This window comes from Streptomyces megasporus (genome assembly GCF_000718985.1).
Classification (GTDB): domain Bacteria; phylum Actinomycetota; class Actinomycetes; order Streptomycetales; family Streptomycetaceae; genus Streptomyces; species Streptomyces megasporus.
On record NZ_JODL01000002.1, the window covers coordinates 151,515 to 175,670 of the forward strand.

The window sequence follows — 24,156 nt, forward strand, 5'->3', positions numbered from 1 at the left end:
GCTACTTCTTGATGACCACAGTGCCCGCTGCCCGGTCGTGCCATCCCTGCAACTTGCCTGAATTGTCGAAGAACGGCGACAGGTAGACCAGGAGCTGGCCGATGCCGCAGAGGAACGCGCCGACCACCGGGATGATGTAGCGGATGAAGCCGCCGCCGACACCCGGGACCTGGCCGTCGGTCTCCTTGACCACCTTCAGACCGAGCGCCATCTTGCCGAAGGTGGCGCCCTTGACGGCGATCATCAGCCACTCGTAGATCAGGGTCACCAGCGAGATCAGCAGGATGGCCGTGAACATCGCCGTGAACATGGCGCCGACGCCGGAGGCCGCGTCCGCGATGTTCTGGTCGACGCACGCGTCGTAGCCCGGGTCCAGGTAGGTGCCGCAGTCCTCCAGGCTGGAGGAGGTGTCCGAGGTGAGGCCGATCGCGCCGCCCACACCGGCCACGATGATCACCGTGTAGATCGCGCCGATGATCGCGCCGTCGATGAGGCGGGCGAGGAAGCGGTGCCCCATCGTCGCGAGCTGGACGGTGCCCAGGTGGGCGATGTTGATGTAGCCGTTGTGGGCCTGGACCGTGCCGGGGGGCGGAGGATAGCCGCCGGGCTGCGGTGGCACGCCCTGCTGGGGGTACCCGTATCCGGGCTGCTGCGGCGGCACGCCCTGCTGGGGATATCCGTATCCGGGCTGCTGCGGCTGCTGGTCGTAGGGGTTCGAGGGCTGGCCGCCGGGCGGCGGTGGGTAACTCATGCGGGGTCTCCTCCGAGCGGAAGATCCGGGGACGTTGCGGGCCGAGGTGGTGTCCCGGGGGACGTCCGGGGGCACCGCACCGTCTCCGCAGTGCCGCTGCGCGAGGATCGGATCGTGCGTGTGAGCGTGGTTCCCCCGATGGCCGTACCGTCGGCCTCACGGCGGGTACGGCAACGGCGACCCATGGTGGTGGCGGCCGGCCGGCGCTGTCCAGTCAAGGTCCGCGACTGTGGCGAATTCGCAACGTGCCGGTCACGTCCCGCGCACATCCGCCCACCGGTGCGGAAACGGCACGGAGGCGATTGGAGAGGAGCCGCCCGCATCCGGGAGGATGGGGCCATGACCGCCCAGATTCTCGATGGCAAGGCCACCGCAGCCGCGATCAAGTCCGAACTCGCCACCCGTGTCGAGGCCCTCAAGGCCCGCGGCGTCCAGCCCGGCCTGGGCACGCTGCTGGTCGGGGACGACGTCGGCAGCCAGAAGTACGTGGCGGGCAAGCACCGCGACTGCGCCCAGGTCGGCATCGCCTCCATCCAGCGCGAGCTGCCCGGCACCGCGAGCCAGGAGGACATCGAGGCGGTCGTCCGCGAACTCAACGACGACCCGGCGTGCACCGGCTACATCGTGCAGCTCCCGCTGCCGCGCGGCGTGGACACCAACCGCGTCCTGGAGCTGATGGACCCGGCCAAGGACGCCGACGGGCTGCACCCGACCAATCTCGGCCGACTGGTGCTGAACGAGCCGGCGCCGCTGCCGTGCACCCCGAACGGCATCATCGAGCTGCTCCGCCGCCACAACGTGGAGATCAACGGGGCGAACGTGACCGTCGTCGGCCGGGGGATCACCGTCGGCCGCTCCATCGGCCTGCTGCTGACCCGCCGCACCGAGAACGCGACGGTGACCCTGTGCCACACCGGCACCCGTGACCTGGGCGCGCGGCTGCGCGAGGCGGACATCGTGGTGGCGGCGGCCGGTTCGCCGCACCTGATCCTGCCCGATCACGTCAAGCCGGGGGCCGCCGTGCTGGACGTGGGCGTCAGCCGGGACGCGACCGGGAAGATCGTCGGCGACGTGCACCCGGACGTCGCCGAGGTCGCCGGGTGGCTCTCCCCGAACCCGGGCGGCGTCGGTCCGATGACGCGGGCGATGCTGCTGGCGAACGTCGTCCAGGCCGCCGAACGCGCCGTGGAGGCGGGCAGTGTCGGCTGACACCGGGGAGACGGGGACGGTCAAGGGCGCCGCGGAGGCGGACGAGACCCCGCCGCGCCGCTCGCGCCGGTTCCCCACGTTCACGCGTGACACGGCCCGCCCCGAGGGCGGCGGGCGGGCGGCCTCCGGCGACGCCCCCGCCCCGGCGCGACAGTGGCCGATTCTGTGCGTGCTGGCCGGGGCGGCCGTCGGCCTGCTGGTGACGCTCGGCGACTTCCGCGCGGGCGTCCTGATCATCGGCGCGTCCCTGCTCGCCGGCGCCGTGCTCCGTTGGACGGTGCCGGCGGTGGGGATGCTGGCGGTGCGTTCCCGCTTCACGGACGTGGCGACGTACGGCGTGCTGGGCACCGCGATCGTGCTGCTGGGGATGATGGCGCAGCCGGAACCCTGGCTGGAGATCCCCTTCCTGGAGGAGATCGTCCACTTCACGATCCGCTAGGCGTCCCGACCGCCGCCGTCGCCGTGGGCGAAAGGCGGTCCATCGCTCCCCGGGAGGGGTGGGTGGTTTTCGTATGGTGCGACAATGTCCCGCATTCGCTCCCGTGCGGCCGGCCGGGAACCGCCGCCCGATGTCCCGCATCCCCGTGGAGACGGCCGGCGTGTGGGTCGGGGCCGGCGAGGCACGGGACCGAAGGGCAAGCACGGGCGTACGAGGGCACGAGGGGGAGGCCAATGCCTCGGTGGAAGGCGTTGCCGGAGGAGATGGACCCGTGGATCCGCGAGTTCACCGATGAACTCCGGCGCCTGGTCGACCGCTCAGGGCTGAGCGTGGGCGTGATCGCCGACCGCACCGGCTACGGCGAGACGTCGTGGGAGCACTGCCTCGCCGGCCGACTGCTGCCCCCGCACAGTGCCGTCAGGACGCTCGCCGAGGCGACCGGCGCCGACGTTCGGCACTTGGAGGCGCGGTGGGAACAGGCCAAGCGGGCCTGGAGCCGGGCCGGGGCGCTGCACAGCGGAACGGTGGGAACGGTGGGAGAGGCCGGGACGGCCGGGGCGGTGGAGACGGTCGGGGCGCGCGCCGCCTTCGGCACGGAGGAGGCGCCGCCCGAGGAGGACGCGGAGCGGACCACGGTGCTGCGCGTGCCGCGGGACCTCCGCGCCGCGGAGCCCGAGCGGCCCGGCCCGGCCGTCCCCGACCGGCCCTCCCACGGTCACCCGCCCATCGGAGGACCGCCCGCCGGGGGCCCGTCCGACAAGCGGCGCCCGGTCGCGGCGCTCCTGGTGGGCGCCCTCAGCACGCTGGTGCTGGTGGCCAACGCCGCGTTCGTCCTCTCCCAGCGGGAGGACGGGGAGTACGTGGCCGATCCGCCCGCGTCGTCGCCCACGCCGGAGTCCACCTCGGCGTCCACCCCGTCGTCCACTCCGTCGCCCGGGGAGGAGGGACGATCGGAGCCGCCCGCCGGAGTGGAGTGCCTCGGCGACGACTGCACCGGGCAGGACCCGAAGATCATGGGGTGCGGCGGCGGGAACGTCACGACGGTCGCGGAGGCCGTGGTGGGCGAGGCGCGCGTCGAGGTCCGCTACAGCGAGGTGTGCCGGGCGGCCTGGGCCCGGGTCACCGGCGCCGCCTCCGGGGACACGGTGCGGATCACCGCGGCGGGGGCGACGGAGCGCGACACGGTCGGCGAGTCCGGTGAGACGTTCACCCCGATGGTCGCCGTCGAGCCCTCCGAGGCCCCGTCGGCCTGCGTGACGACCGCGGCCGGTGTGGAGGGGTGCACGACCGCCTCTCGGTGACGCTCCGGAAATGTCCGATAACCGTCTGCATGGAGGAGGGGATACGGGGCAGACGCATTCTCATAACCCCCCACGGGTGCGGTACCCCCGGCAGCCGCCCGCGTCCCCCTCCTTGAGCGGGCGGCTGCTTCCGCACGCGGGTTGTCGGATAGCCTGACGCCAGGTCTCTTGATGTAGAGATACGTTGGAGACCCAGCCGCCACTGTCAGGTAAAACGGAGACCGCCATGACCCGCACTCCCGTCAATGTCACCGTCACCGGCGCCGCCGGCCAGATCGGCTACGCGCTGCTGTTCCGCATCGCCTCCGGTCACCTCCTCGGCGCGGACGTGCCGGTCGCGCTGCGCCTCCTGGAGATCCCGCAGGGGCTGAAGGCCGCCGAGGGCACCGCCATGGAGCTGGACGACTGCGCCTTCCCGCTGCTGAGGGGCATCGAGATCACCGACGACCCGAACAAGGCGTTCGACGGCGCCAACGTCGCCCTCCTGGTCGGCGCCCGTCCGCGCACCAAGGGCATGGAGCGCGGGGACCTGCTGGAGGCCAACGGCGGCATCTTCAAGCCGCAGGGCAAGGCCATCAACGACCACGCCGCGGACGACGTGAAGGTCCTGGTCGTCGGCAACCCGGCCAACACCAACGCCCTGATCGCCCAGGCCGCCGCGCCGGACGTACCGGCCGAGCGGTTCACCGCGATGACCCGTCTGGACCACAACCGGGCGCTGTCGCAGCTCGCCAAGAAGACCGGCGCCCCGGTGGACGAGATCCGCAAGCTGACGATCTGGGGCAACCACTCCGCGACCCAGTACCCGGACATCTTCCACGCCGAGATCGCGGGCAAGAACGCCGCCGAGACCGTCAACGACGAGAAGTGGCTGGCGGAGGAGTTCATCCCGACCGTCGCCAAGCGCGGCGCCGCCATCATCGAGGCCCGCGGCGCCTCCTCGGCCGCCTCCGCCGCCAATGCCGCCATCGACCACGTCCACACCTGGGTCAACGGCACCCCGGAGGGCGACTGGACCTCCATGGCCGTCCCCTCCGACGGTTCCTACGGCGTCCCCGAGGGCCTGATCTCCTCCTTCCCGGTCGTCTGCAAGGACGGCGCGTACGAGATCGTCCAGGGCCTGGAGATCAACGAGTTCTCCCGGACGCGCATCGACGCCTCCGTGAAGGAGCTGGAGGAGGAGCGCGAGGCCGTCCGCGGTCTCGGTCTCATCTGACCGGAATTCGACTCCGCCCGAGAGATTTTCCACGAGTCCGCGCGACTCCGAGACGCCGAGACCCCCGGCTTTCCGCCGGGGGTCTCTTCCGTTTTTCCGCCGGACGCTCCGCGTGGGGAGCCGAGCACGCCGCGTTCCGTCCGATATGAATAGGTATTACCGGACATGGTATTGAATTCCTTTACATGCCACCCCGGTGGATCATGCGTTCATTTGTGAGGAGCCCCACTTGTCGCGGGTTCCAGGCATGAATTCACGCCAGTGGGGCAGGGCTCGATCTCGTTCGGCTCCGGCCGGACATCGGAAACACCCTGCAAGGAAGGCAGTACGGAACGTGTCGGCAATCGAGACGATACACATCGACGGCCACTGGCGCCCGGCCGCGTCAGGCGGCACCCGGGAGATCCTCGACCCGGCCGACGCGACGGTGCTCGCGGTCGTCTCCGAGGGCGGCGTCGAGGACACCGACGCCGCGGTCGAAGCCGCCCGCCGCGCCTTCGACACCGGAGACTGGCCACGCACCCCCACCGCCGAGCGGGCGGCCCTGCTCCGCCGCGTCGCGGACCTCCTCCAGCGGGACCGCGAGGAGATCGCGCTCATCGAGTCCCGCGACACCGGCAAGACCCTCGAGGAGGGCCGCGTCGACGTCGACGACGTCACGGCCGCCTTCCGCTACTTCGCCGACCTGGTGACGAACGAGTCGGGCGGGCGCGTGGTCGACGCGGGCAGCGCGGACGTGCACAGCGTCGTCGTCCACGAACCGGTCGGGGTCTGCGCGCTGATCACCCCCTGGAACTACCCCCTCCTCCAGGCGAGTTGGAAGATCGCCCCGGCGCTCGCCGCGGGCAACACCTTCGTCCTCAAGCCCAGCGAGGTCACCCCGCTCTCCACGGCCCACCTGATGCGGCTGCTGGCCGAGGCGGGACTCCCGGACGGCGTGGCCAACCTCGTCACCGGCCCCGGCGACCCGGTCGGCGCCAGAATGTCCTCCCACCCCGGCGTGGACCTCGTCTCCTTCACCGGCGGCCTGGTCAGCGGCACCAAGGTCGCCGCCGCCGCGGCGGCGACGGTGAAGAAGGTCGCCCTGGAGCTGGGCGGGAAGAACCCCAACATCGTCTTCGCCGACGCCTGCGCCGACGACGAGGGCTTCGACACCGCCGTCGACCAGGCTCTCAACGCCGCGTTCATCCACAGCGGCCAGGTCTGCTCGGCGGGCAGCCGCCTCATCCTGGAGGAGTCCCTCCACGACCGGTTCGTCACCGAACTGGCCCGCCGCGCCCGCCGCATCCGGCTGGGACGCGGCACCGAGCCCGGCGTCGAGTGCGGCCCGCTGGTCTCCCAGCAGCAGCTCGACAAGACCGAGGCGTACGTCGCGTCCGCGCTGGCCGAGGGCGCGGTGCTGCGGTGCGGCGGCAAGCGCCCCGAGCCGTCCGAGACGCGCCCGGCCACCGGCTACTTCTACGAGCCCACCGTGCTCGACCGCTGCACCCGCGAGATGCGGGTGGTCCGCGAGGAGACCTTCGGCCCGATCCTCACCGTGGAGACCTTCCGCACCGAGGACGAGGCCGTGGCCCTGGCCAACGACACCGAGTACGGACTGGCGGGCGCCGTCTTCTCCGGCGACACCGCCCGTGCCCGCCGAGTGGCCGCCCGGCTGCGCCACGGAACCGTGTGGATCAACGACTACCACCCCTACCTTCCGCAGGCGGAGTGGGGAGGCTTCGGCAAGTCCGGCGTCGGACGGGAACTCGGCCCCACGGGACTCGACGAGTACCGCGAGGCCAAGCACGTCTACGAGAACCTGCGGCCCGCACCGGTCCGCTGGTTCGCCGGCTGACCCGGCCGACCGCGCCCGCGTCCCACCCCATCCCCGACACCGGGACGCGGACCGCTCGACGGCCCACCCCTCTCGCCCCATGAATCCCCTACAGGAGCAACACCCCATGTCCAGCGATGTCCATACCTACGACTACGTCGTGATCGGCGGCGGCACGGCCGGATCGGTGATCGCCTCCCGACTCGTGGAGGACCCCGACACCACCGTCGCCGTCATCGAGGGAGGCCCCTCCGACATCGATCGGGAGGACGTGCTGACCCTGCGCCGCTGGCTCGGCCTGCTCGGCGGCGACCTCGACTACGACTACCCCACCACCGAACAGCCGCGCGGCAACTCCCACATCCGGCACAGCCGCGCCCGCGTGCTCGGCGGCTGCTCCTCGCACAACACCCTGATCTCCTTCAAGCCGCTGCCCTCGGACTGGGAGGAGTGGGAGGCCGCCGGCGCGACGGGCTGGAACGCCATCGCGATGGAGCCCTACTACCACCGGCTGCGCAACAACATCGTCCCCGTCGACGAGAAGGACCGGAACGCCATCGCCCGCGACTTCGTCGAAACCGCCCAGGCCGCGCTCGGCGTGCCGCGGGTGGAGGGCTTCAACCGCGCCCCGTTCCACGAGGGCGTCGGCTTCTTCGACCTCGCCTACCACCCGGAGAACAACAAGCGCTCCTCGGCCTCCGTCGCCTACCTCCACCCCCACATGGAGGCCGGCGACCGCCCCAACCTCCACCTGTGGCTGGAGACCTGGGCGTACCGCCTGGAGTTCGCCGGCGACGACGGCAAGCGGGTCACCGGCGTCCACGTCCGCACCAAGGACGGCGAGGAGAAGCTGGTCCGCGCCGACCGCGAGGTGATCGTGTGCGCGGGCGCCGTGGACACCCCCCGGCTCCTGCTGCTCTCCGGCGTCGGCCCGGCCGACGACCTGGAGCGCCTGGGCATCCCCGTCGTCCACGACCTGCCGGGCGTCGGCGAGAACCTGCTCGACCACCCCGAGTCGGTCATCGTCTGGGAGACGAACGGGCCGATCCCCGACAACTCCGCGATGGACTCCGACGCGGGCCTGTTCGTCCGCCGGGACCCGAACTCGCCCGGCCCGGACCTGATGTTCCACTTCTACCAGATCCCCTTCACCGACAACCCCGAGCGACTGGGCTACGAGAAGCCCGCCCACGGCGTGTCGATGACCCCCAACATCCCCAAGCCCCGCAGCCGCGGTCGGCTCTACCTCACCAGCGCCGACCCGTCCGTCAAGCCGGCCCTGGACTTCCGGTACTTCACCGACGAGGAGGACTACGACGCCCGCACCCTCGTCGACGGCATCCGCATGGCCCGGAAGATCGCCGAGACCGCGCCGCTGAACTCCTGGCTCAAGCGCGAGGTCTGCCCCGGACCGGAGATCACCTCCGACGAGGAGCTGAGCGAGTACGCCCGCAAGGTCGCGCACACCGTCTACCACCCCGCCGGCACCTGCCGGATGGGCGCGGCCGACGACGAACTGGCCGTCGTCGACCCGAGCCTGCGCGTCCGCGGCCTGGACGGCATCCGCGTCGCCGACGCGTCCGTCTTCCCCACCATGACCGCCGTCAACCCCATGATCGGCGTGCTCATGGTCGGCGAGAAGGCCGCCGACCTGCTCCGCGACGACAAGCCGAGGCCCGAAGCCGCCGCCACCACCCCGGGAGGTGCCGCGTGAGCGCCGAGACGGTCACCGACACCACCGACACCGCCACCGACCCCGACACCGCGGCCGACCAGGTGTTCTCCGTCCGCAACCTGTGGAAGGTCTTCGGTCCCAAGGCCGACCGCGTCCCCGGCGACGAGTCCCTGACCGGCCTGTCCGTCGCCGAGGTCCGCGAGCGGACCGGCTGCACCGCGGCCGTGCGCGACGTCTCCTTCGACGTCGCCCGGGGCGAGGTGTTCGTCGTCATGGGCCTGTCCGGCTCCGGCAAGTCCACCCTCGTGCGCTGCCTGACCCGACTGATCGAGCCCACCAGCGGCGCCCTCCACGTCCTCGGCGAGGACGTCCTCGCCATGGACAGGAGCCGGTTGCGCGAACTGCGCCGCCGGCGTGCCGCCATGGTCTTCCAGCACTTCGGGCTGCTGCCCCACCGCACCGTCCTCGACAACGTCGCCTACGGACTGGAGATCCAGGGCGTGGGCAGAGCAGAACGCCGCGCTCGCGCCGCCGAGATGGTCGAGAAGGTCGGGCTGGCCGGGCTCGGCGACCGCCGCCCCGGCCAGCTCTCCGGCGGCCAGCAGCAGCGCGTCGGCCTGGCCCGCGCCCTGGCCGTCGACCCCGAGGTACTGCTGTTCGACGAGCCGTTCAGCGCCCTGGACCCGCTGATCCGCCGTGACATGCAGGAGGAGGTCATCCGCCTCCACCGTGAGGAGGGCCGCACGATGGTCTTCATCACCCACGACCTGAGCGAGGCGCTGCGCGTCGGCGACCGCATCGCGCTGATGCGCGACGGCGAGATCGTCCAGCTCGGCACCCCCGAGCAGATCGTCGCCGAACCGGCCGACGACTACGTCCGCGACTTCGTCCGCGACGTGCCGCGCGAGCAGGTCGTCTCCGTCCGTCGGGCCATGCGCCCGGCGCTGGAGGGCGAGGCCGACACCGGGGTGGCCATCGCCCCCGGCACGGTCGTCGCCGACGCCATCGAGGCCGTGGCGCGCAGCGGCGGGCACATCCGCGTCGTGGAGGACGGCCGCGTCCTGGGCATCGTCGACCACGCGCGGCTGCTGGCCGTCGTCGCGGGACTGGACCCCGATGCCGGTGGCTCCCATACCGGCGGCCGGGAGGGGGTCGCCGCATGACGGCCGTCGCTCCGACCCCCTCCGCGGCCTCGAAGGCCCAGGAGCCCCAGAGAACACAGAAGACCCCGAAGAAACAGGCCGGGTCCGTCGAGGCGGACCAACGCGGGAAACCCCCGTCGTCGCCGGGCGTCCTGCGCCGCCTCACCGACCGCGCCGACGGCGTGAGCATCGGGTGGAGACTCCTCGCCCTCGTCGCCGTCGCCGCCGTGGCCATCCCCGTGGCCGCCTCCCTGTGGGGCAGCGGAAGCTGGCCCTCCGCACTGACCTACGACGTACGCGCGCCGCTGGAGCGGCTGGACGCCTGGATCGTCGACAACCGCGAGTCCCACTGGGTCTTCCTCTACTTCCTGCTGCACATCAGCAACAACACCCAGTACGCCGTGGACGGCGTGTTCGCCTTCCTCGACGGGCTCGGCTGGGTGGGCGTGACCGTCGCCGCCGTGGTCGTCGCCTGGTACGCGGGCGGCGCGAACCTCGGCCGCAGGGCCCTGCGCACCGCCGCCACCGCCCTGGGCACCTTCGCGGTGATCGGGCTGCTCGGCATGTGGGAGCCCGCCATGGACACCCTGGCGCTGATGATCGTCGCGGTCGCCGCCTCCGCCGCCCTGGGCGCCGTGCTCGGCCTGCTCTCCGGGGTCTCGGACCGCTGCGAGAAGCTGCTGCGCCCGGTGTTCGACACCATGCAGGTGATGCCGGCGTTCGCCTACCTGCTGCCGTTCGTCCTCCTCTTCGGCGTCGGCGTGCCCTCGGCCCTGATCGCCACCGTCATCTACGCGGCCCCGCCCATGGCCCGCCTCACCGCGCTCGGGCTGCGCGAGGCCGATCCGGCCGTGCTGGAGGCGTCCGCCTCGCTGGGCTCGAACCCCTGGCAGCGGCTGTGGACGGCCCGACTGCCCCTGGCCCGCAAGCAGATGCTGCTGGGCCTCAACCAGACGATCATGATGAGCCTGTCGATGGTCGTCCTCGCCTCGGTGATCGGCGCGGGCGGTCTGGGCGACGCGGTCTTCAAGGCCCTGGCCCGGGTGGACGTCGGCCAGGCACTCGCCCCCGGCATCGCCATCGTGCTGATCGCGGTCTGGCTGGACCGCACGACCGCCGCCGCCGGAGCGCGGCTGGACGACACCTCCTCGTCCGGCCCCGTGAGCCGGGCCCGCGCCTGGGCCGGCCGGGCCGGCGCCCTGGCCGCGGTCGCCGTCGCCGCGGCGGTCGGTTCCGTCGTCGGCAGGGACTGGCCGGTGAACTGGACCGTCAGCATCTCCGCCCCGATCAACACCGCCGTCACCTGGGTCACCGAGCGCATCGACGCCGGCCTCCCCCTCGTCGGCGGCACCCTCGTCTGGTCCGAGAACTTCGCCCGCTGGGTCCTCAACCCGCTGCGCGACGGACTCCAGGGCGCCCCCTGGTGGCTGCTGCTCCTGGCCGTCGCCGCCCTCGCGCTGCTGACCGGCACCTGGCGCACCGCCCTGACCGCCACCGCCGCCCTCGCGGCGATCGGCGTGATGGGCCTGTGGTCCGGCTCGCTCGACACCCTCTCCCAGGTGCTCGCCGCACTGGTGCTCACGCTCGCGCTGGGCTTCGCCGTCGGCGTCCTGGCCGCCCGCGTGGCCTGGGTGGAGCGGGCGATCCGCCCGGTGCTCGACGTGATGCAGACGATGCCGCAGTTCATCTACCTGATCCCGGTGGTGGCGCTGTTCAACGCCAGCCGCACCGCGGCGATCATCGCGGCCGTCGTCTACGCGCTGCCCGCCGTCATCCGCATCACCACCCAGGGCGTCCGGCAGATCGACCCGGGAGCCCTGGAGTCGGCCCGTTCCATGGGCGCCTCCCCGCTCCAGCAGTTGCGGCAGGTCCAGCTCCCGCTGGCCCGGCCCGCCCTGTTGCTGGCCGTCAACCAGGGTGTCGTCCTCGTCCTGGCCATCGTCGTCATCGGCGGCATGGTGGGCGGCGGCGCGCTCGGCTACGACATCGTCTACGGCCTCCAGAAGAGCGAGCTCGACGTCGGCCTCACCGCCGGTGTGGCGATCGTCTGCCTCGGCGTCGTCCTGGACCGGATCACGCAGCCCGCCGCGGCGCGGCGGCCCGGCGGTCGGTGACGGGCCCGTCCCGAACCCGACGCCTGCCGGAGCCGAACACCACAGACGACACCGCGGAAGGACACGTCCGACATGAACACCAGACGCATCCGCACCACCCTGGTCGCCGGGGCGAGCGCCCTCGGCATGACGGTGCTCAGCGCCTGCGGAGCCGCCGAGACCAACATCTCCGCGAGCGACGGCATCGTCACCATCGCCATCCCCTCCTGGGTGGGCGCCGAGGCGAACGCCGCCATCGCCAAGCACATCCTGGAGAAGGAACTCGACATCAGGACCAAGATCATCCAGATGGACGAGCCGGTCGCCTGGGACGCCCTCAGCACCGGCAAGGTCGACGCCATCCTGGAGGACTGGGGCGGCGTCCCCAAGAAGGAGAAGCTCTACATAGAGGAGAAGAAGACCGTCGTCCCCGGCGGCGACCTCGGCGTGGTCGGCCACATCGGCTGGTTCGTCCCCAAGTACTTCGCGGACGAACACCCCGACGTCACCCACTGGAAGAACCTCAACAAGTACGCCGACGAGCTGAGGACCACCGAGAGTGACGGCAAGGGCCAGATCCTGGAGGGTTCGCCGTCGTACACCACCCACGACGACGCGATCATCAAGAACCTCGGCCTGAACCTGAAGACCGTCTACGCGGGCAGCGAGGCCGCCCAGATCACCCAGATCAGGAAGTACGTCAAGAACAAGGAACCGTTCCTGTCGTACTGGTGGACGCCGCAGTGGCTGAACGCCGAGGTCGAGATGGTCGAGGTCGAGCTGCCCCCGTACACCGAGGGCTGTGACGCCGACCCGGAGAAGGTCGCCTGCGCCTACCCCGAACTGCCGTTGCAGAAGTTCCTCAACGCCGGCTTCGCCGAGAAGGGCGGCGAGGCGGCGGAGTTCATCAAGAACCTCCACTGGTCGACCGAGCAGCAGAACGAGGTCGCCAAGTGGATCGCCTCCGACGGCATGTCGTCGGAGCGGGCGGCGGAGAAGTGGGTGAAGGAGAACCGGGACACCTGGGAGAAGTGGCTCCCGAAGGGGGACTGACCCGGCCGACGACCGGCCCACCCCCACGGCCACGGGCCCGGAACGCGCACGCGTTCCGGGCCCGCCGTTTTCCCTGCGTGCCTACTTCTTCTCCGGCCGTTCGCCGGCTTCCTCGGGTTCGGCCACGAAGGAGCCGAGGCCCGGCACCGTATAGGTGACGCCCTCGGCACGCAGCCGGGAGAGCACCTTCTGCGCTGTCGCCTGGGCGATCCCGAACTCCGCCTGCAACTGGATCACCGAGGGCACGCGAGTGCGTGGTGGGTAGGTGCCGTCGGCGATCCGCTGCCGGATCACATCGGCCACCTGCATCCATCTGGGCACGTCGGGGGCGAAATCGATCACGCAGCAACATTGGCACTCACTGCACATCAGTGCGAGCCACGGTGTCCTGCACAATCCCCTAGTACCCCCTAGCATGCTAGGGATATGCTCGATCGCACGAAGAACCCCCGCGACCGCTGCAACCGGCCCGGGGGCATGGCCACCAACTTCCAAGGAGTTGACGACGTGCGAGACCTTATCGCGCGTGCCCTCGGACGGGCATGCCGTCCCATCCTCGCCCTGCTGCTCGCCCGACTGTTCCCGGCCACCGGCCGGCACCGCAAATCCCCGCCACTGACGAGCGACGTCCGGCCCGCACCGGCCGCTGCGGGGCCGATCGTTCGCCTTCCCGCGTGGCGGTCGTCGTACAGCGGTGAGCAGACCCGGCCGCTGAACGGGGAGGAGACGGCGCTGGTCCGGCCGTACTGGACCGCGCACGAGCGGGCCGTACGGCGGCACCGCCGCCGGGTGCTGTGGCTCGCCACGGTGGGACTGGACCTGGACACCCGCGACATCCACGCGATGGCGGGAGGCGTCCGATGACGAGCGAGCCGGAGTACTTCTCCCCGCGCTGCGCCATCGGCCTCCACACCGACTGCGCCGACGCCGAGCCCCGCGACAGCGGCGTCCCCGGCGTCCACCACCTGGTGTGCGCCTGCGCGTGCCACCCCACACCCCCGTCCCGGACCGGACAACCGGAGGAGCGGGAGTGATGTCCCTCGACCGGCGCCGCCGGCGCCTGGAGTCGTGCACCTGGAGCACCCTCCTGGTGGCCGCCTCCACCCTCGCCCTGGTCCTGCTCCTCCAGGCCGTCCACCACACCGGCTGACGACCGCCCGCGTCCGGGCGGGAGGAACCGCCTCCCGCCCGGACGGATCGAGCACGGTGGTTCAGACCCGTTCCGTCTGTCCGGTGGCGTGGACGGGGGCGGGAGAGCCGGGGGAGGAGCGGCGGGTCAGGTCGGGCAGGACGGTGGCCAGGCCGGCCAAGGCCATGCCGGCGCCGAGCCAGAGGGGCGCTCGCAGCCCCCAGGCGTCGATGGCGACGGCGCCGATGGAGGAGCCCAGGATGATGCCGAGGGTGATGAAGGAGGAGTGGACGGTGTTGACCAGCGGGCCGGGGTTGCCGGTGCGCTGGACGCGGGTGACCATGGCCGGGTTCATGGTGACGCCCACCAGGCCGATGCCCAGCATGCAGACGACGGCCGGGACGGGCGCGTCGGCCAGGAGGGCGAAGCCGCCGAGGAACGCGGCGTTGAGCACCAGGCCGACGGTGAGCACGGGCACGGTGTGGCGGTCGGCGAAGCGGCCGACGACGGTGTTGCCGATGACGGTGGCGGCACCGTAGCCGACCAGCAGGGCGGGGACGGTGCCGGTGGAGAAGCCGGTGACCTCGGTGAGGATGGGGTTGAAGTAGCTGAAGGCGGAGAAGGTGGCGCCGATGATCAGGGTGCTGGTGGACAGGGCCAGCCACAGCCCGGGGTTTCTGAAGACGCCGATCTCCTGGCGGAGGCCGCCGCCGCCCGCGGCGCGTTCGATGCGGGGCACCCCGAGCAGGGTGGCCGCCGCGGCGGCCAGGGTGATCGCGGAGATGGTCCAGAACGCGGCGCGCCAGCCGAACCGCTCGCCGACCAGGGTGGAGATGGGCAGGCCGAGCAGGGTGCCGAGCATGAGGCCGTTCATGACCACCGCGATCGCCCGGCCCCGGATCTCGGGTCGGGTGAGCTGCGCGCAGAGCGAGACCGCGACGCCGAAGAAGGCCTGGGAGGCGATGCCGGTGACGATTCGGGCGATCAGCATGGTGGTGTAGTCGGTCGCGGTGGCGGCCAGCACGTTGCCGGTCAGGAAGATGGCGAACAGCACCATGAGGGCCGTGCGCGGCGGAACCCTCAGCACCGCGACCGTCAGTAAGGGCCCGCCGACTGCCATGGCCACCGCGAAGGCGGTGATCAGGTACCCGATCTGCGGGATGGTCGCATTCAAACCGTCGGCCATCTGCGGCATCAGTCCGGCGACCACGAACTCGCTGGTCACCATCGCGAAGATGCCGAGCGCCAGGACGTACACGGCACGAGGCACGATGCGGTCTCCTTCGGACGAGACGCTCCCGAGAGCGTTATGGATTGGTCAGTTCAAAACTTGGGCATGTGGATGCGGACGTTCCGCGGCGACCGCGTCCACGTCGAGGGGTCGAGAGGTCAGGGGGTCGAGGGGTCGAGAGGTCAGGGGGTCGAGGGGCCGAGGTGTCAGGGAGGCGTCAGGGCATCCATGACGACCTCGGCGATGGATTCCAGGGCGGCGCGGTCGGCGCCGCCCTGTCCGGAGACCCGCATGCCACCGATCGCCGCGTCGACGAAACGGGCCAGCGCCTCCGGGCCCCGTGGGGAAGTGATGCTCCCGTCGCGCCGGCCGGCCTCCATCACGGCGCGGAGGGCGGCCAGCCGGCGGGCGGTGTCGCGCTCCAGGATTCCGGCCACCCCGGCATCGCGGGCGGCCAGTTCGACGGTGGTGTTCACCGTCAGGCATCCCATGCTGCGGCCCCCGGTCCGATGGTCCGTCTCGTTCTCGATGATCCTGGCGAGCAGGTCGCGGACACGGTCGGCCGCCGTTCGCCCGGGATTCTCCAGGATCGCCACCTGAGCGTTCGTCATGGTGTCGATGTAGTGGGCGAGGGCACGTTCGAACAGGTCGTGCTTGCTCTTGAACGTGTTGTAGATGCTGCTGCGACCCAGGCCGGTGGCGTCGCACAAGTCCTGGGTGGAAGTGGCCTCGTAGCCTTTCTCCCAGAAGGTGCGCATCGCCGCGTCCAGGGCCCGCTCCTCGTCGAAGGTCCTCGGCCGGGCCATGGCGCGACCGTAGCAGTTTTGCATCGATCGGTTCAATACCCGTCCGCCTCCGCCTCGTTGTGGGCGCCTTCCGGCCCCGGCATCCGCCTCTTGGCCGTCGTTGTCGGTGGCCGTCCCTAGAGTGGCGTCGGCCGAAGATCGACGACGAGCACGGGGGTGCCATGGCGGACAGGCCGGTCACCGTTGGGGAGGACACGCTCCATCCGGCGATCACCCATGCGGCGACACGCCGGGTGCTGACGCGGGAGGGGCTGCCGGCCGAGCACGGCCTGACGCGGTTCGCGCCGGTGGCCGAGGCACGGTTGGTGACCGTGCCGCACCTGGTCGCCGCGGAGGCGGACCCGACCGACCTCGACCCGTACATCGCGGAACTGGTGGTGATCGGTCACCTCGCGGTGCGGGAGGAGGAGACGCAGGAGGTCGTCCTCGACGGGGCCACCGGGCGGGTCTTCAGCCTGTACCTGTGGGACAAGTCCCCCGGCAACGCGGAGCTGTATCCGCTGGCGCCTTCCCTCGCGACGCTGACGGATTTCCTGACGGCGGTGGACGACTTCGAGGCCCGGCGCGGCCCCTTCCGGCACCTGGCCGGCCGCACCGGCCCCGAAGCGGTCGCCGAGGCGTCCGAGCTGCTGCTGTCGGTCTTCGCCGGCGCGGACTGGGGGAGTGGAGACTGGGGGCCCGTCGGGGACCGGGCTGGCTGGGGGCATCCGGTGCCGGTCTTCTGGCGGATCGCCGCGCTGATACGGCCACTCGCCCTGATCGCCGGGCCCGGCGACGGCCTCCGGCTCGACCTGCCCCGGCAGGTGCTGGAGGAGGCGTTCGGCGCGGACCGGATCGTCCGCGTCGCCCCGGAGGAGCTGCCCGGGGAACTGGTGCACGAGCCCACCCGGCGCTTCCTGACCGAGGTGGGACTGCCGCGCGACGGCCTCATGTTCGGTCTCGACGGTGAGGAGGACGACCTGCTGCGGCCCCTGCCCGAGGTGGACGCGCGGTACCGGGCCATGCCGGAGTTGCGGCACCTGTTCCGCGACCCGGAGAGCGCCGACCACCTGCCCGCCGACGCCGACCACCTGCTGTCGATCGGCGGCCTGATCCACGACTTCGACGTGCTGCTCGACGGCCGTACCGGGAAGGTCCTCTACGGCCAACTCGGCGACAGCGCCGTCACCCCGGTGAACGCCGACGTCTCCACCCTGGCCTTCACGGTGTGGACGCACCACCGCGAGCAGGTGCTGAACGAGGAGCACGACTTCACCCAGGACTTCTACCACGAGCTCGCCGACACCATGATCGGCGTCCTCGCCTCCCTCGATCCGGTCGCCTGCCTGCCACCGGAGGGGCCCGACGACTTCCGCTACTGGCCCGAGGTCTTCCACGACGAGGCGGGCGGCGTCCTCTGACGGCCGTGCGGCTCCCCTCCGTGGAGGCGGGAGGGGAGGAGCCGGTCAGGTCCACATCCCCATGACGATCTCGTCGAAGGCGCCGTTCCACTCGCTGTCCTCATCGGCGAAGGGAAGCGGGTCGCGCTCGGCGATGAACCGCTGCAGTCCGTCGATGATCTCGTCGCGCTCTCCCTGGCCGGCTGCCACGGCGATTTCGGGGAGCGATCTCTTCACCGCATGGATGGTGTAGGCCAGGGACGAGACGTCGGAGTGCAAGGGCATGTGCGTCTCGAAGTCGTCGTGGCTCCCGTGGACGACTCCGGTCACCGGGTCCAGGGCCAGGGTGGAGCCGGGCATGTTGCCCAAGACGACCCAGCCCCGTGTTTCCCCGTGCTGCTCCCGGCCGTTCTCCCGCGCCTCGTCCGGATCCCACAGCAGGCACTCCCCGCCGGGAGCGGCGACCTCCGCCTTCGGCATGGACGGCAGCCCCACCGTGCACAGGAACTCCAGGGTGGGGCCGGAGAACTCGAATTCCTCGGCCTCCCGCCGGTCGGACCGGGAGACGCACTCGGCGCCGAACACGGCGACGAGCTCGTCGTGCGTGATCGAGAATCTCAGCCCATTCACCTGACCTCGCATACTGTCATGCCCACATTCCTGCGGCGATCTCTTCGAACCCCTCGTGCCACTGGCACTCCGAGGTGGAGAATGGAAGAGGATCGTGGCTCTCGATTCGCCGCCGGATGGCGCCCATGGCGGCCTGCCGTTCCTCGTACGCCGCATCCTCGTCCTCGACGTACTGTTTGAAGAGGGTTCAAGTCAGAGTCGGACAGGTCGAGTTCCTTGGACGTTCGGCAGTCGGCCGAGAGAACCGCTCGACACTGAACGCTGCGACTGACTCGCCATGCGCGATCGATTTTTCCGAGTCGCTCACCTTTCACCACATTTCATCGATCATTTCTTCGAGCATCAGGTTCCATACCGAATCCGGATCCTCGAACGGCGAAGGGTCGATTCGGTTCACTGTTTCCTTGAATCCCTCCACGAGGGATTCAACATCAGGGGTGTCGGGGTAGGCTGCCCGATAAGTTTCATCCACCTTGTGGAACTCCGCCAGACAGTAAACGAAGGACCGGATGTCGCGGTGCAGTAGTTGGTATTCGGAGTCTCCCTCCGGGAACGCGTACACCTTGCCGGAAGAGGGGCCAATCGTCATCAAGGCGGTGGGCAGGTGGCCAAGGACATGCCATTCGCGACTCTCTTCGGGGTAGCCCCGATGGTAGAGGTCGGATCGAGGCCCCACTTCGGCCGGCAGACGTTCGGGGTCGTCGGCGTCAACTCGTGAGGAGAACACTCCGCCGTGCGGAAGCCCGACGGAGGCAAGGTGGTTGGCGGTCGCGTCGTCGTAGGGGCTACTGGGGTGGTGGGCGAAGAAGACGACCCCCTCGATGCCGTACAGGCGGACGAGATCTTCCAGTTTGGCGGGATATTCCATAGGGGTATTCCAGTCTACTTTCCGTGTGCTTCCTTCAGGGCTTTCAGATATTCTTTGTGCTCTTTGTTCTTCGTTGATGGATCATCTTGTCTGTAGTCGGCGGCGTGAGTGACGGTGGTGTCCGGGAATCGGCTGTCCAGCCATCGGTTGCACCTAGGATTCTTCTGACAGGGCTCGCGTTCCGTGAATATCTCCTTCAGTCCGGATTCATTTCCCGTGTGTATCAGTGGGTGTCCAATGATTCTCTCGGAGTGGAAATTTCCGTCGCTTCGACCGATCAGGATGGACGCACTGCACACCCAGCACGACACCGCGACCCTGATAACCGGGGCCGGGGGAGACTACGTCCTGACCGTGGAGGCGAACCAGAAATCCTTGTACGCACAGCTCAAGACGCTTCCCCGGACCTCGATACCCGCCGTCACCAGGACGGACCGAGGCCATGGACGCCGCGCCACCCGCACCATCAAGGTCGTCGACGTGCCGGCCTGGGTCGAGTTCGCCGGGGCCCGCCAAGTCGCCCAACTGCGGCGCACCGTCACCCGCAAGGGCCGACGGACCGTCGAGATCGTCTACCTGATCACCAGCGCGGACGCCCGCACCGCGCCGCCCGCCGTCCTGGCCACATGGGTGCAGTCGCACTGGGAGGTCGAGAACCGCCTGCACCGGGTCCGCGACGTCACCTTCGACGAAGACCGCTCCCATATCCGCACCGGCAACGCACCCCGCGTCATGGCGGGCCTGCGCGACACCGCGATCACCCTGCTGCGACTGCACGGACACGACAACATCGCCGCCGCCCTACGGCATCACGCACGCCACACCGACCGCCCCATCAACCTGCTCCTGATGGCGTGATCAACAACTTTGCCGGGACCCTGGGGAGAGGATCAGGCCGATCTCTTGACCGTGAGTTCGTTGTGTCGCATCCCACCGTGGGGTTTCGGGGAAACGAACGAGTCCCTGCCGAACATGGTGAGCGTGAGGTAGCCCAGCCGGACCCAGCCGTCCACATCCTGTGGGAGTTTTCAGCCGAGCCCGGCGAGGTCTTCACCGCACAGGACCTGTCCCGGGGAGAAGCCGTCCAGGAAACCGAAGGCGAACTGCGCCGTCTCCGGAATCTCCACCGTGGTGAGGAACTCCAGTGCCTCACCGTGGAACTCGTACCGCTCGGCGTCCTCCCGGGACAGCACGTGCACGTTCTCCGCGCCCACGGCGGCGACCAGCTCCCGGTGCTCAACGGTGAACGGCAACGCTTCTCCACAGCAGCCGGCGGCAGAGTGAACTCGCCGAGGGGAACAGAAACCTACCCTGAAAGCCGAACCGACGGACAAGGTCGCCGGCGCTGACGGCGTGGCTCATGCGGAGGCCGGGTGCGGATGCGAGGCAAGGGCTGTGACTAGCCCCACATCCCGAGAGAAATCTCTTCGAAAACTTTGCTCCACTCGCCGTCGGCGCTGGCGAACGGGGTTTCATCGACGGCCGTGATGCGCTGTCTCATATGCTCGACGACGTCGGCGTATCCCTGCATGTCGCGCGGCGGAAGTTTCGTGTACTGGCGTTTCCCCTCTTCGAGGACGGTCAGGGCGTGCACGAGCGAGGAGACATCGGTATGCATGGGGACGTAAAATTCCTCGCCTTCCGGGAAGGAATAGATTCTACCGTCCACTGGGTCGAGAGCCACGGTGGCATACACGAACTGGCCCAGCACCTCCCACCCTTCGGATTCAGGGGGACACTGTGCTCCGTCCTCCTCGAACGAGAGTTTCAGGCTCGGAACAGGCTCGAAATCCGCTGGATCTTCCGGGTCCACCATAGCCGTGAAGAAGGAGCTTGAAGGAATGCCCACGGTGGACAGGAATCGGGCCGTATCAGCATGCAAGTGAGCGTCGGCCTCCAGCGGGAAGTATGCAACGTTGCAGATCCCGAAGGTCTGCAGGACGCCCTCGGCGCGAATAGTGGTCAACACCGATCATCCCTCCTCAGGGGCGCCCTTGTGCTTTGTGGCGCTTCTCCAGTTTTTCCATGTACTCGAGGTGCTCTTTGTCTCTTTTGGACGTCTTGTCTGACTGGTCATAAGAGTTCGCGTGTGTCACCTCAAGGTCCGGATTCCTGGATCTGAAGTACAGATCCAGCCACTGGTCGCATTTTGGTGATAATTGACAAGGCTCCCGCTCGGTGTAAATTTCGCGGAGATTTTCTTCCCGGCCGTGTTTCAGTAGCGGGTACCCGATCGTTTTCTCCGAATGGGGCCCCCTGCTGTCGCCGACAAGGATGATGGCCTTGCCGGTCTCTGGGGCCATGTAGCGCCCTGCCGCGAAGTTCGTGCCTCCGTAGTCGTCTTTCGCGAAGCGCGCGATCTCGGTGGCCCGCGACAGATCGGTGCTTCCAGGGGGAATCTTCCGTGAAGATACCTTGGGGCCTTGCCTCCCCGCCGGGACAGGGTAGGGGTTCCTGCCCTTCTTGCCCTTGCCTTTCGGGCGCCATACTGTTCCGTCTTTCTCTAGAATATTCCATATGCCTGACTTGTCGTCCTTCGGGACATCGCTCAGCCGGCCGTCGGGATGAAGAACCTTGACCGACCCGTCGGCGTTGAGGAGGTACATCGGGACGTCGTCGTCATCGTCGCTGTCGCGGCGGCACCTGTCGAAGTCGTCTTTGGTGTCCTTCTCGTTCCGGTCGTTGGACCGCTTCGTCTTGTCCAGGCCCTCGACGTTCTTCTCGAGCTCCTTCTGCATCCTGTGTGCGGACTGTTCGACTTTGTCCTCGGCCTTGTCGATGGCGGCGCCGAACTTGGCGAAGCGGTCGTCCTTCTTGGAAACCAGGCTGCGCTTCTGGCGCTTGCCGGTGAAACGATCCTTCTTGTCCGTGAAGCGCTCGTGTTCCTGGCCGAGTTCGGCGATGGCGTCCTCGAACTCCGCGAACTCGATCCACAGCTCCTGCCCCAGGGCGGCGGAGCCCTCGGGGAGCGGTTTGCCGTTCCTGCCGCGCCCGCCTGAGGTGGTGCTGCCATCGAAGAGCCCTTCGAGCAGCCCCATGACCTCGCCCTCGATCTTCTGGACGGCCAGGTCGACGAGTTTGGAGACGAGGAGGTCGATCGCCTCCTTGACGGCCTGTTTGAGCGCGGCCACGGCCGCGGCGCTCAGCAGGGCGGTGAGCCCCCCGGTGAAGAAGGCGCCGACGATGCCACCGGTGACGGTGGCAGCGGAGGCCGTGACGTTGCCGATGATCGCCAGTTTGCAGGTGGTGACGTAGGTCGCACCGGAGTCCATGGCGCCGGCCAGGACGTCGACGGCCTTGGCGAGGTTCTTCATGTCTTGGCCGGAGACCTTGCCCCAGCGCTGTTTGAAGGCATCGACGGCCTCGCCCTTGCTGCGGCCGGCGGTGATGTGACTGCAGGCCCGGTCGGCCTTCTGAATGGTGTCGCGCAGCTCGTCCGCGAAGTCGCGGTACTCCTTCGCGGTATCCCTGAGCTCGTCCTCGTCGATGTCCGGCCAGTCGATGCCGATGAACTCCAGAACGTCCCGCACTTCGTCAGGCAGTTGTATGCCCACCCGGCTGTCCCCCCGTTCCCCCCGTACCGTCGTCCCGTGGCGGGGCGCGGCGACTTACGTGAACACCTCAAACAGGTTATGCGGAAGGGGAGTTGGTGTTCGAGGGCAGTACGCGTCAACGAGTGGCGGTACGGGGGGCGAGGGTCATGACGGCCTCGTCCATGCCGATCGTCACCCGCGGGCCGCCGTCGCCCCCGCCGTGGCAGCACACCGCCCGCACCGGAGGACCGGGTCGGAAGGAGATCGCCGTACCGTCGTCCAGGGGCTCGTACTCCACCAGACCGTCCGCCCACGCCACCACCAAGGCATCGGGGCCGGCGGCCAACGCCGCGACGGGAACGGGACGTTCGCGAACCGGAACCGGCAGGGGTTCCGCACCCGCCCCCCACGCCCGTACGCGTCCGTCCAGGCCGCCCGAGTAGAGCAGCGCCGGGCCGTCCTCGCCCAGGGACAGTCCCGCCAGCGCTGTGACGCGGCCCCGGTGGAGGGGCCGGGAGAGCGGGCCGGAACGCGCGGTGTCCCGGGTGAGGACATGGACGCGCCCCCGCTCGTCGCCGAAGACGGCGCCGTCGGGGAGCGAGCACGTGGCGGTGAGAGGGGCGTCGACGGTTCCGGGGAGGGAGAAGACCGCGTCCCGCAGAGCCCTCCACGGGTCCGCGTCCGGGTCGACGAGGACCTTCAGGCGCAGGCCGGGGACGGGCTCCGCGATCTCCCCGGCCGGACGGACCCGTCCCCACTCGTCCAGCACGACCACCGTGCCCTCCGGCAGGCAGAGCACCGCACGGGCCGCGCCGGCCTCGTCGGTGGACAGCCTGCCGCGGGGGGTCCAGTGGTTCGCGTCCACCACCCGCACACTGCCGAGGTGGTCGGCGACGAGCAGCGCACCGTCGTGCCCGGCCCGCCCGGCGGCCAGGGCGGAGACGGGGCCAGGCCAGCCCCGACCGTTGTCGTCCCGGGTGAGGGAGCGGACCACCCGCCACGGCTCGGGCTCGGCGAGGGCGGTCAGTTCGCCGCGCACGCCCTCCTCCGCGCCGTCGCCGAGCGCCGCGAGCAGGGTGAACGCACGGGCGGACGGGGACCGGTCGCGGCAGAGTGACTGCCCGGCACGCAGCCAGGCACGGCCCAGGGCGCCGATGTGCTCCCCGTCCCGCTCGGCCTCCTCCAGCCACGCGGTGACCGCGTGCGGGTCGGCGCCGACCACCTCGGGCGGGGTGAGGGCACGCGGCCGGAACGCTTCCGGTTCCTCCGGGCGCCGGCCCAGAGCGCGTCCGGGGTCGGGGTACGCCTCCTCCGCGTCCGCCCCCGTGCCCAGGCCCGCCGCCCAGCGCGCGAAACCGGCGCGGTCCGTCCAGCGCTCCTCCGCCAGGTCCAGCACGGCCGGCACGGACGCGGCGTCGAGCAGTGCGGCGGTGCACGGCTCACCGGTACGGGACTCCACCAGCAGACGGACGTGGGGGATGCGCAGCAGCGGCAGCAGCACCCGCTCGACGACCGCCGCGGGGGAGCGCGCCGCGTGGAGGTCGGCGGCGATCATCACCGTGCGCCGGGTGTCGGCCGCCACCGCCTCGACCAGTTCGTCCGGCGCCCTGGCCACCACCCGCAGATCGTCGGCGAACAACCACGCCGCGCCGCGCACGCTCACCCCGGACAGAGGCGCCACCGCGTGGACGCGCCGGTCGCCGTCCTCGTCCGAACGAGCGCCGCCGTGCTGGACCAGCCACGCCAGCAGATGGGACTTCCCCGCCCCGGCCGGGCCCGTCACCACACACAGGCCGGGAGCGTGGGGGTCGGTCAGCCAACCCAGCAGGGCCGCGGCCGCCGGTTCGCGGCCGGCGCCCGGTCGTCGCAGACGTATGCCCGTCAC

24 protein-coding genes are annotated in these 24,156 nt (G+C 70.1%); 13 read left to right on the plus strand and 11 right to left on the minus strand.

The genetic code is table 11. The features are described from left to right. Position 1: 1 nt before the first annotated feature. Complete coding sequence (locus IF47_RS0102475; RefSeq protein WP_031506275.1) at positions 2-751, minus strand: RDD family protein; 750 nt, start codon at positions 749-751, stop codon at positions 2-4. A 339-nt stretch (positions 752-1,090) separates the two neighbouring features. On the opposite strand from IF47_RS0102475, the gene IF47_RS0102480 reads away from it, so the two are divergent. The 9 genes from IF47_RS0102480 to IF47_RS0102520 all read left to right on the plus strand — a co-directional run bounded on the left by IF47_RS0102480 (position 1,091) and on the right by IF47_RS0102520 (position 12,695). Further along, entirely contained in the window at positions 1,091-1,960 is an 870-nt protein-coding gene (locus IF47_RS0102480; RefSeq protein ID WP_031506276.1) for a bifunctional methylenetetrahydrofolate dehydrogenase/methenyltetrahydrofolate cyclohydrolase, read from the plus strand. Beyond that, on the plus strand, positions 1,950-2,399 hold the full coding sequence (locus IF47_RS0102485) for a DUF3017 domain-containing protein (RefSeq protein ID WP_051716862.1): 450 nt from the start codon (positions 1,950-1,952) through the stop codon (positions 2,397-2,399). The genes IF47_RS0102480 and IF47_RS0102485 overlap by 11 nt, the downstream gene beginning before the upstream one ends. Before the next feature lie 233 nt (positions 2,400-2,632). Continuing rightward, positions 2,633-3,700 (plus strand): helix-turn-helix domain-containing protein, encoded by a 1,068-nt coding sequence (locus IF47_RS0102490; RefSeq protein WP_031506278.1) that lies wholly within the window; start codon positions 2,633-2,635, stop codon positions 3,698-3,700. A 226-nt stretch (positions 3,701-3,926) separates the two neighbouring features. After that, positions 3,927-4,916, plus strand: coding sequence for a malate dehydrogenase (locus tag IF47_RS0102495; protein WP_031506279.1), 990 nt, complete (start codon positions 3,927-3,929; stop codon positions 4,914-4,916). 334 nt (positions 4,917-5,250) lie between these two features. After that, positions 5,251-6,753, plus strand: coding sequence for an aldehyde dehydrogenase family protein (locus IF47_RS0102500; RefSeq protein WP_031506280.1), 1,503 nt, complete (start codon positions 5,251-5,253; stop codon positions 6,751-6,753). A gap of 106 nt (positions 6,754-6,859) precedes the next feature. After that, entirely contained in the window at positions 6,860-8,446 is a 1,587-nt protein-coding gene (locus IF47_RS0102505; RefSeq protein ID WP_031506281.1) for a GMC family oxidoreductase, read from the plus strand. A 62-nt stretch (positions 8,447-8,508) separates the two neighbouring features. Next, positions 8,509-9,570 (plus strand): quaternary amine ABC transporter ATP-binding protein, encoded by a 1,062-nt coding sequence (locus IF47_RS0102510; protein WP_245640979.1) that lies wholly within the window; start codon positions 8,509-8,511, stop codon positions 9,568-9,570. Continuing rightward, positions 9,567-11,663, plus strand: coding sequence for an ABC transporter permease subunit (locus IF47_RS0102515; protein WP_078591501.1), 2,097 nt, complete (start codon positions 9,567-9,569; stop codon positions 11,661-11,663). Before IF47_RS0102510 ends, IF47_RS0102515 begins: the two co-directional genes overlap by 4 nt. A gap of 72 nt (positions 11,664-11,735) precedes the next feature. After that, the gene (locus IF47_RS0102520; RefSeq protein WP_031506284.1) at positions 11,736-12,695 is read left to right on the plus strand and encodes an ABC transporter substrate-binding protein; all 960 of its coding nucleotides are present in this window, start codon (positions 11,736-11,738) and stop codon (positions 12,693-12,695) included. An 81-nt stretch (positions 12,696-12,776) separates the two neighbouring features. Here IF47_RS0102520 and IF47_RS27390 read toward each other — a convergent pair whose 3' ends face one another. Then, positions 12,777-13,037 carry a GntR family transcriptional regulator gene (locus IF47_RS27390; RefSeq protein ID WP_106982469.1) on the minus strand — a complete coding sequence of 87 codons (261 nt, stop codon included), beginning with the start codon at positions 13,035-13,037 and terminating at the stop codon, positions 12,777-12,779. A gap of 84 nt (positions 13,038-13,121) precedes the next feature. Here IF47_RS27390 and IF47_RS30035 point away from each other — a divergent pair, with 84 nt between their 5' ends. Together IF47_RS30035 and IF47_RS30545 are read left to right on the plus strand one after the other, a co-directional pair. Then, a complete protein-coding gene (locus IF47_RS30035) occupies positions 13,122-13,559 on the plus strand; it encodes a hypothetical protein (RefSeq protein ID WP_031506286.1) in 438 nt (145 codons plus the stop codon). Beyond that, the gene (locus IF47_RS30545; RefSeq protein WP_157839912.1) at positions 13,556-13,729 is read left to right on the plus strand and encodes a hypothetical protein; all 174 of its coding nucleotides are present in this window, start codon (positions 13,556-13,558) and stop codon (positions 13,727-13,729) included. Before IF47_RS30035 ends, IF47_RS30545 begins: the two co-directional genes overlap by 4 nt. Before the next feature lie 177 nt (positions 13,730-13,906). On the opposite strand, the gene IF47_RS0102545 is transcribed toward IF47_RS30545, so the two are convergent. Then, positions 13,907-15,094, minus strand: a complete 1,188-nt coding sequence (locus IF47_RS0102545; protein ID WP_031506287.1) for an MFS transporter — start codon at positions 15,092-15,094, stop codon at positions 13,907-13,909. Positions 15,095-15,261: 167 nt separating this feature from the next. Then, a complete protein-coding gene (locus IF47_RS0102550; protein ID WP_031506288.1) occupies positions 15,262-15,861 on the minus strand; it encodes a TetR/AcrR family transcriptional regulator in 600 nt (199 codons plus the stop codon). Positions 15,862-16,022: 161 nt separating this feature from the next. Between IF47_RS0102550 and IF47_RS0102555 the strand changes: the two genes are divergently transcribed. Next, positions 16,023-17,261, plus strand: coding sequence for an SUKH-4 family immunity protein (locus tag IF47_RS0102555; protein WP_031506289.1), 1,239 nt, complete (start codon positions 16,023-16,025; stop codon positions 17,259-17,261). Positions 17,262-17,306: 45 nt separating this feature from the next. On the opposite strand, the gene IF47_RS28540 is transcribed toward IF47_RS0102555, so the two are convergent. From IF47_RS28540 to IF47_RS32075, 3 genes are all read right to left on the minus strand, one after another. Further along, on the minus strand, positions 17,307-17,870 hold the full coding sequence (locus IF47_RS28540; RefSeq protein WP_051716866.1) for an SUKH-4 family immunity protein: 564 nt from the start codon (positions 17,868-17,870) through the stop codon (positions 17,307-17,309). A gap of 310 nt (positions 17,871-18,180) precedes the next feature. Beyond that, positions 18,181-18,738: an SUKH-4 family immunity protein gene (locus IF47_RS0102565; RefSeq protein ID WP_031506291.1), complete on the minus strand. Its 558-nt coding sequence runs from the start codon at positions 18,736-18,738 to the stop codon at positions 18,181-18,183. 14 nt (positions 18,739-18,752) lie between these two features. After that, entirely contained in the window at positions 18,753-19,049 is a 297-nt protein-coding gene (locus IF47_RS32075) for a nucleic acid/nucleotide deaminase domain-containing protein (protein ID WP_425423544.1), read from the minus strand. Between IF47_RS32075 and IF47_RS0102570 the strand changes: the two genes are divergently transcribed. Next, positions 18,976-19,596, plus strand: a complete 621-nt coding sequence (locus IF47_RS0102570) for an ISAs1 family transposase (RefSeq protein ID WP_281179443.1) — start codon at positions 18,976-18,978, stop codon at positions 19,594-19,596. The genes IF47_RS32075 and IF47_RS0102570 overlap by 74 nt on opposite strands. Before the next feature lie 170 nt (positions 19,597-19,766). On the opposite strand, the gene IF47_RS0102580 is transcribed toward IF47_RS0102570, so the two are convergent. The 4 genes from IF47_RS0102580 to IF47_RS0102595 all read right to left on the minus strand — a co-directional run bounded on the left by IF47_RS0102580 (position 19,767) and on the right by IF47_RS0102595 (position 24,156). Continuing rightward, a complete protein-coding gene (locus IF47_RS0102580) occupies positions 19,767-19,991 on the minus strand; it encodes an SUKH-4 family immunity protein (protein WP_031506293.1) in 225 nt (74 codons plus the stop codon). A 146-nt stretch (positions 19,992-20,137) separates the two neighbouring features. Next, on the minus strand, positions 20,138-20,707 hold the full coding sequence (locus IF47_RS0102585) for an SUKH-4 family immunity protein (RefSeq protein ID WP_031506294.1): 570 nt from the start codon (positions 20,705-20,707) through the stop codon (positions 20,138-20,140). A gap of 13 nt (positions 20,708-20,720) precedes the next feature. After that, positions 20,721-22,292 carry a WXG100-like domain-containing protein gene (locus IF47_RS0102590; protein WP_031506295.1) on the minus strand — a complete coding sequence of 524 codons (1,572 nt, stop codon included), beginning with the start codon at positions 22,290-22,292 and terminating at the stop codon, positions 20,721-20,723. Between the two features lie 115 nt (positions 22,293-22,407). Continuing rightward, positions 22,408-24,156, minus strand: a complete 1,749-nt coding sequence (locus IF47_RS0102595) for a P-loop NTPase family protein (protein WP_051716867.1) — start codon at positions 24,154-24,156, stop codon at positions 22,408-22,410.

What these genes read in the sequence shown, in the direction of transcription:
- IF47_RS0102475 (WP_031506275.1), bottom strand. Translation starts at nt 751, where the DNA reads ATGAGTTACCCACCGCCGCCCGGCGGCCAGCCCTCGAACCCCTACGAC.
- IF47_RS0102480 (WP_031506276.1), top strand. Translation starts at nt 1,091, where the DNA reads ATGACCGCCCAGATTCTCGATGGCAAGGCCACCGCAGCCGCGATCAAG.
- IF47_RS0102490 (WP_031506278.1), top strand. Translation starts at nt 2,633, where the DNA reads ATGCCTCGGTGGAAGGCGTTGCCGGAGGAGATGGACCCGTGGATCCGC.
- IF47_RS0102495 (WP_031506279.1), top strand. Translation starts at nt 3,927, where the DNA reads ATGACCCGCACTCCCGTCAATGTCACCGTCACCGGCGCCGCCGGCCAG.
- IF47_RS0102505 (WP_031506281.1), top strand. Translation starts at nt 6,860, where the DNA reads ATGTCCAGCGATGTCCATACCTACGACTACGTCGTGATCGGCGGCGGC.
- IF47_RS0102515 (WP_078591501.1), top strand. Translation starts at nt 9,567, where the DNA reads ATGACGGCCGTCGCTCCGACCCCCTCCGCGGCCTCGAAGGCCCAGGAG.
- IF47_RS0102520 (WP_031506284.1), top strand. Translation starts at nt 11,736, where the DNA reads ATGAACACCAGACGCATCCGCACCACCCTGGTCGCCGGGGCGAGCGCC.
- IF47_RS30035 (WP_031506286.1), top strand. Translation starts at nt 13,122, where the DNA reads ATGCTCGATCGCACGAAGAACCCCCGCGACCGCTGCAACCGGCCCGGG.
- IF47_RS30545 (WP_157839912.1), top strand. Translation starts at nt 13,556, where the DNA reads ATGACGAGCGAGCCGGAGTACTTCTCCCCGCGCTGCGCCATCGGCCTC.
- IF47_RS0102550 (WP_031506288.1), bottom strand. Translation starts at nt 15,861, where the DNA reads ATGGCCCGGCCGAGGACCTTCGACGAGGAGCGGGCCCTGGACGCGGCG.
- IF47_RS0102555 (WP_031506289.1), top strand. Translation starts at nt 16,023, where the DNA reads ATGGCGGACAGGCCGGTCACCGTTGGGGAGGACACGCTCCATCCGGCG.
- IF47_RS0102565 (WP_031506291.1), bottom strand. Translation starts at nt 18,738, where the DNA reads ATGGAATATCCCGCCAAACTGGAAGATCTCGTCCGCCTGTACGGCATC.
- IF47_RS0102570 (WP_281179443.1), top strand. Translation starts at nt 18,976, where the DNA reads ATGATTCTCTCGGAGTGGAAATTTCCGTCGCTTCGACCGATCAGGATG.